The following is a 6694-nucleotide window of genomic DNA, read 5'->3' as shown; positions in this document are numbered from 1 at the left end:
ACCTACAGTTTCTAGCAGTGATGTTTTGTCAAACTGTTGTCTGTGTAAGGGGGGAGAACTCCTCCCTACGCATAAATTACGAGGGTTTCCGTTCTCCCCCTTACCAACCCTAATTTATGATGAAGGCGAAAGGGAAGCGAGAGGTTGCGCGTGCAAGAAGAATCATCCAGGCGGGTGCGAGAGGTTGGGGAACAAGGAGTGCTGAAAATCCTGCAAGGATTTTGTCCCGCAGAGCTGGTGGGGGATGATGCGGCGGCGATCGCCGCGCCGCCGGAAAAAGGGGGTTTGTTGGTGGTGACCACTGACATGTTGGTAGAGGGGGTGCATTTTAGCGATCGCACCACCTCGGGGCGGGATGCAGGTTGGCGAGCCACTGCCGCCAATTTATCGGATTTAGCCGCAATGGGCGCGTCATCGGAAGCCATTACCGTAGCGTTAGGCGTCACCGGAGACACAGCGGTGAGCTGGCTCGAAGAGCTTTATGCCGGGATATCCAGTTGTCTGGAAGAATACCACACGGTACTGGCCGGCGGTGATATTTGTCGGGCCTCGGTGAATGCGATTGCCATTACGGCATTGGGGTGGGTGCAGCCCGAGAAAAAGATAGTCAGACAAGCCGCACAACCCGGGGATGCGATCGTGGTCAGCGGGTTTCACGGAGCCTCCCGGGCGGGGTTAGAGGTACTGCTGCATCCAGAGTGCGGGAGAGAACTGCAAAGCAGCGATCGCGAAGTCTTGGTCAAAGCGCACCAACGACCCAAACCGCGACTGGACGCGATCCCCATCCTGTGGCAGGTGATGGAGTCCGAGCGCACCGTTGCGGGAATGGATAGCAGCGATGGTTTAGCCGATGCGGTTTTGCAGATTGGGCGAGCCAGCGGTGTGGGAGCCATTCTCGATCGCCAGCAGATTCCGATTCCGGCAAGCGTCACGCAAATGGTGGGGGAGGACAAAGCCCTAGAGTGGGCGTTGTACGGTGGCGAAGATTTTGAACTGGTGCTGTGCCTGCCATTAAACGCCGCCGAACAATTGGTGGAAAGACTGGGCAATGGGGCGGCGATCGTGGGACGAATAACAAAACGCACCAGTGTCTGTTTGGTAGACAGCACTGGTGCGAATCCTGACGAGGTGCTTACCCTGGAACGGGGTTTTCAGCATTTTTAAAATCACTTTAACGGTTGGATTTTGAGGGTTAAACGAGTCCACTCAAAACTCAACCCTCCGGTGAACGTGGTTTTATGCCACCCAATTTTGAGCCACGAGTTCAGCGAGATCCACAACCCGCTGACTGTAACCCCATTCGTTATCGTACCAAGCGACGACCTTAACTAAATCGCCATCCATCACCATCGTCAGGCTGGCATCCACAATGGAAGAGGCGTCATGGCCTTTGTAGTCCGTGGAGACCAACGGCAGATCGCTGTACTCCAGAATGCCTTTCATCGAACCGTTAGCCGCCTCATGTAAGACTTCGTTAACCTGCTCGGCGAAGGTCTGTTTTTCCACCTGAGCCACCAAATCTACCACGGAAACGTTGGGGGTGGGTACGCGCATTGCGATGCCATTGAGCTTGCCGGCCATTTCTGGAATTACCAGAGCCACTGCTTTAGCCGCCCCGGTAGAAGTGGGAACGATATTGATGGCAGCAGCGCGGGCACGACGCACATCCCGGTGGCTCGCATCGAGCAGACGTTGGTCGCCCGTGTAGCTGTGGGTGGTGGTCATGGTGCCTTTGATGATGCCAAAGTTGTCGTGCAGCACTTTGACGACCGGTGCTAAGCAGTTGGTGGTACAGCTTGCATTACTGACCACTGCAAAATCTTCATGCTTGTACTGGTCATGGTTGACGCCGACGACAAAGGTGCCGATTTTGCCACCTTTTCCGGGGGCGGTAATCAGCGCTTTTTTCGCACCGGCTTGCAGGTGCTTGCTTGCTCCTTCTTCTGTGACGAAGACACCGGTTGATTCGATCGCTAAATCAATTCCCCAGGCAGACCAGGGCAAGTTTAATGGATTGCGATCGGAGACACATTTAATGGTTTTGCCGTTGACGGTAATGGAGTTTTCATCAGCACTAATGTCGGCATCCAACGTCCCGAGCATGGAATCATATTTCAGCAGGTGCGCGTTGGTTGCTGGGTCAGAGGTGTCGTTAACGCCGACAATCTCGAGCTGGCTGTTGGATCTGGTTAACCAGCAGCGCAAGAAATTGCGTCCGATGCGTCCAAAACCGTTAATCGCTACTCTAATCACTGCGTCTTGCCCCTTTATCTAATCAAAAAATGCCTAGTGTAATGAACCCAATCATATCGCAAAGCTGGTCCAATTCGATCCTCTGATTTCAAGTCTGGGGATCTGGTTGGAGCGTTAAGGGCACGATTGGAATGGGTTGTCATAAAGCTTGTGCATGGAAATATAAGTCCTCACGGGTTCGGGAACCCAGTTTCGGATTCTGCTGCAAGTGCCCCAGTTGCGGCGAATTACAGTTGAAGATACTGCAATCGGGTTCGATTGTAAAATCGAATAGCGCAGGTTGAGGTTGCGTTGGGCAAATTGGCGAGCTACGCGATCGCAAATCATGTGGGTTTGCGCCAGAATAAAATTCTGGCTTGGGTTGTTTGGCACCATCCCTAGGGTGGATAAATCTGGAGTTGCACCCTTCTGGTAATCTAGGGATGCCGAATGGGGCGAATTTACGAGGGTTTCGGTGGAGGAAGATTGGGGGCGGGGAGCCACTACCCAGTGACAAGCGGCAGCCAGTTGGTCGGATTTGTACCATTTGGGCAGGTGTTGAAAAGCGTCTGCGCCGATCGTCCAATACCACTGGTTATGGGGGTAGAGTTGTTGGAGTGCGGTGAAAGTGGCGATCGCATAGGAGGTTTGCTGACGATCGCCTAGGGGGGGTGCCAGGAGAAATTGCGGATAAGGGGCGATCGCCCGCCGTACCATTTCTCGTCGGTGTTCGATCTCCACCCCGCCGCGCTTGGCTTTTTGCGGAGGCGTGGGATCCGGCACCCAGATTGCCAGATCCAAGGCTTCCTGTTTTAATGCTGCATCGGCGATTTGTACATGTCCCCAGTGAATCGGATCGAAGGTACCGCCGACGATCGCTATTTTTTCCATTTCTGGATCTCCATCCTTGGGAGCGGACCATTGGCTTGTACGTTTTGACCACAGGGGTGAGGATGCTCTGTGAATGTGACTGTCACCACTAGGCTGGGATCTCTTTCTGAGCAAAACGGGTTTACCCTGTTCCCCCGTTTTGGGGTTTTACTTGTCTTTTTTCCGGAAATTGGCGTAAAACTAATGGAGCCACAGGTGCTATCGTCTTCTGGTGCAGGTGTCAGTGCGGCGATCGCCCTTGGGGCTTGATGGCCATCATAACTTAAGTTATCGGAACTTGGCTCACTTATCTCCGATTTTCCCTAGCCGTCGTGCATTTTTTGAGAGAATCGGTGATGCGAGTCACACCGCTAACGGTCTAAGGTTAGAAAAATTATCAGGAGAAGACTTTACCCTCGGTGTATTTCCAACTAAAATCTCGAAAGTTTCCACCCCTGGCACAGAAGAAAAATTCCCCCTTTGAGTGGAGCGTACAAAAAAAATCTTGATATGATATCGCGTGTTATTGGCGTGGTGTGGTGTGTAAGGAGCTTGCAATGGAAAATTCAATCGATCTAAGCGGCCAACCTTTCCATTTCATCGGAATAGGTGGAATCGGAATGTCAGCCCTTGCCTACATTCTAGCAAAGCGTCAGGTGCCAGTGTATGGCTCGGATATTCACTCGAGCCATATAACCGAGCGTCTACAAGACAATGGCGCTCATATCTTTTGGCGTCAAGACGCTAACAATCTGGAGTTTTTCCGGCAAACCCTGGCCTCAGGCGAGGAAGCGGAATTACCCACTGCGCTCAACAAAAATGGAAAACATGGCTTGAGTGCCGTGACCCCGCAAACGGTTAAATCTGCCGAGTCGGTGACTTTACCCGCGTCGCATTTACCGCAAGTGATCTGTTCTACGGCGATCGATCCAGCGAATAGCGAGTATCGAGCAGCCCTAGAATTAGGCTGCCCGGTGTTTCATCGCTCGGAATTGCTGGCGGCCCTGATTTCGGAATACCAGAGCATTGCGGTGGCAGGGACTCACGGGAAAACCACCACCAGTTCGATGATGGCCTATATGCTGCTGGAGGCCCGGTTGGATCCGACGATTGTGGTGGGGGGTGAGGTAAAAGCCTGGGAAGGCAATGCGCGCTTGGGAGATGGACCGTATTTAGTGGCGGAAGCGGACGAATCCGACGGATCCCTGGCGAAGCTATCCGCCTATATCGGGGTGGTGACCAATATCGAACTGGATCATCCCGACCACTATCAAAACCTCGACGAGGTGGTGGATATCTTTAAAGTGTTTAAAAAGCGCTGTCAGCATTTGGTGGGCTGCATTGACTGCGAGACGGTTTCGCGCACCCTCCAACCGGACATCTCTTACAGTCTCGATATCGATTCGGACGCGGATTATCGGGTGGATTGCGTCGCCTATCGCCCGGATAGTACCACCGCGAGAGTCTGGGAAGGGGAAGAAATTCTCGGCCAGCTTTCTTTGCCCCTGTTGGGTCAGCACAACCTGAGTAATGCCCTGGCTGTGGTGGCAGTGGGACGGTTGTTGGGCTTGGAGTTTTCTCAAATTGCCAGCGCGATCGCCACTTTTGAGGGTGCCCGTCGCCGCTTTGAATGTCGCGGTGAATATAATGGCATTCAATTTGTGGATGATTATGCCCATCACCCCAGTGAAATCCGCGCTACCCTGAAAGCCGCCAGTTTGGTGTTGCCGTCAACCTCCTCGCCAACCAGTGGCAAGCAACGAGTGGTGGCGGTGTTTCAACCCCACCGCTACAGCCGCACGAAAGCATTTTTGTCAGAATTTGCCGAGGCGTTTAGCGATGCCGATTTGGTGGTGGTCACGGACATTTACAGTGCCGGCGAACCAAACTTAGCTAAAATTAGCGGTCAACAAGTGGCCGACTCGATCGCCCAATTCCACCCTCAGGTCTATTACCAAGGCTCTCTGGAACAGGTCTCGGAGTTTCTCAACTTAAACTTACTTCCCGGAGATTTGGTGCTGTTTCTCGGGGCGGGGAATTTGAATCAAATTATCCCCGAGGTGATGGCATTTCATCAGCTCTCGGAACAACATCGTTTGGAGCGATCGCGCTATCGCGCCTAAGCGTACCCCGCCGAGGCGGGGTATGTCTGAAGTTGCGTTGCTGCCATCCATCTCCACCAGATTGACGCTTTCGGCGTAGGTCTATCCGCATTCGACCCCCCTGGATTATTATGACTCTGCCCTCCGATGCACTCAGCGTAAACATGCAAGCTGCAAACCCACCCGTTCCCCGAAACTCCCTCGGGAAAGCCAACTCTTCTCAGTGTCGTTCCATCACCGTGCCAGACATACCTTGTCAGATTAAACCCCAGGTTTCACTCGCTTCGTTTACTTCGTTTCGAGTGGGAGGCCCTGCCGAATGGTACGTTGCACCTCGACGGATCGAGGAACTGCAAGCGAGTCTGGAGTGGGCGAACTCTGAAGGTTTGCCGATTACCATCGTGGGGGGCGGCTCGAATTTATTGGTGAGCGATCGCGGCATTCCAGGTCTGGCGATCGGCACTCGTCACCTGCGATTTACCCACTTCGATGCGGAAACCGGACAACTGAGTGTGGCTGCCGGCCAATCTCTCCCTCGTCTGGCTTGGCGCGCCGCTCAAATGGGGTGGTCTGGTCTGGAGTGGGCGGTGGGCATCCCAGGCACGGTTGGCGGGGCTGTGGTGATGAATGCAGGTGCCCACAACGCTTGTACTGCGGATATCTTGGTCACTGCTCAGGTTCTCGAACCCAACGGTCGCTTGAGTCTGCTCACACCTGAAGATTTGGGCTATCGCTATCGCACCTCGGTGCTTCAAGGGGGCGATCGCTTGGTGACTCAGGCCACTTTTCAACTCCAACCCGGTGGCGATCCCGCGCAGATCCAAGCCACAACCTCCAAACAGCTCGAAATGCGAAAGTCCACCCAACCCTATCACTTGCCAAGCTGTGGTAGCGTCTTCCGCAACCCTTCGCAGGATTTGAAGGCAGGATGGTTAATCGAACAAACCGGTCTGAAAGGATACCAAATTGGCGGTGCCCAAGTGGCCGAACGTCACGCTAATTTTATTCTAAATTGCGGCGGGGCAACCGCTCGAGATATTTTTCAGCTCATCGAGCACGTCCAACAGCAAGTGGAACAGCGCTGGTCCGTGCGCTTAGAGCCAGAAGTCCGTACCCTCGGCGAGTTTTAAGGGCGATCGCTTCTTCCCCCAAAAAAACCGCCCCCTCTGCGCGATCCGCACCGATTTTCCACTTCTCCCTCGGCCTGCAATGGCAGATCTCAATCAGTGCGTGGTATTATTTTTTATGGTAACTCCCATCGGTGCCCCAATTCTTCCCCTGGGGAACGTGAAACTGGCCGCTCGATTGTCTTCCGATGTAAAAATCAAAGTACGGTTCTTCAGAGGTCAGCACCCCGCTCTAAAGAGACGGGGCTTCTAGCCCCTGACTTTAGGTAGCTGACCAGCCTAAGCTCTACGAGGGCTACGTTCAGAGCAAGAGTTAAAGACCTACCTTGAGGTGCGTGCCAGCTTCAAGCTCTAGAACCGAAT

Annotated in this window: 5 protein-coding genes; 3 read left to right on the top strand and 2 right to left on the bottom strand. The window is 53.6% G+C overall.

The genetic code is table 11. The features are described from left to right. The first annotated feature begins 150 nt into the window (after nucleotides 1-150). Nucleotides 151-1164 carry a thiamine-phosphate kinase gene (gene thiL, locus LKK83_RS11045; RefSeq protein ID WP_324631159.1) on the top strand — a complete coding sequence of 338 codons (1014 nt, stop codon included), beginning with the start codon at nucleotides 151-153 and terminating at the stop codon, nucleotides 1162-1164. A 72-nt stretch (nucleotides 1165-1236) separates the two neighbouring features. Here the strand turns inward: thiL and LKK83_RS11040 are convergent, their stop codons facing one another. Both LKK83_RS11040 and nadD read right to left on the bottom strand, forming a co-directional pair. After that, nucleotides 1237-2253 (bottom strand): type I glyceraldehyde-3-phosphate dehydrogenase, encoded by a 1017-nt coding sequence (locus LKK83_RS11040; RefSeq protein ID WP_324631158.1) that lies wholly within the window; start codon nucleotides 2251-2253, stop codon nucleotides 1237-1239. Between the two features lie 114 nt (nucleotides 2254-2367). Then, a complete protein-coding gene (gene nadD / locus LKK83_RS11035) occupies nucleotides 2368-3123 on the bottom strand; it encodes a nicotinate (nicotinamide) nucleotide adenylyltransferase (protein ID WP_324631157.1) in 756 nt (251 codons plus the stop codon). A 536-nt stretch (nucleotides 3124-3659) separates the two neighbouring features. Here nadD and murC point away from each other — a divergent pair. Then, nucleotides 3660-5225 (top strand): UDP-N-acetylmuramate--L-alanine ligase, encoded by a 1566-nt coding sequence (gene murC / locus LKK83_RS11030; RefSeq protein WP_324631156.1) that lies wholly within the window; start codon nucleotides 3660-3662, stop codon nucleotides 5223-5225. A 110-nt stretch (nucleotides 5226-5335) separates the two neighbouring features. After that, complete coding sequence (murB, locus tag LKK83_RS11025) at nucleotides 5336-6334, top strand: UDP-N-acetylmuramate dehydrogenase (RefSeq protein ID WP_442957304.1); 999 nt, start codon at nucleotides 5336-5338, stop codon at nucleotides 6332-6334. Nucleotides 6335-6694: the final 360 nt, after the last annotated feature.

It is taken from the genome of Phormidium sp. CCY1219, assembly GCF_035615515.1.
In the GTDB taxonomy this organism is placed as follows: domain Bacteria; phylum Cyanobacteriota; class Cyanobacteriia; order Cyanobacteriales; family Laspinemataceae; genus CCY1219.
Note: the sequence above shows the minus strand (reverse complement) of the source record. Positions and strands in the feature narration are given on the sequence as shown.

What these genes read in the sequence shown, in the direction of transcription:
- murC (WP_324631156.1), top strand. Translation starts at nt 3,660, where the DNA reads ATGGAAAATTCAATCGATCTAAGCGGCCAACCTTTCCATTTCATCGGA.
- nadD (WP_324631157.1), bottom strand. Translation starts at nt 3,123, where the DNA reads ATGGAAAAAATAGCGATCGTCGGCGGTACCTTCGATCCGATTCACTGG.
- murB (WP_442957304.1), top strand. Translation starts at nt 5,336, where the DNA reads ATGACTCTGCCCTCCGATGCACTCAGCGTAAACATGCAAGCTGCAAAC.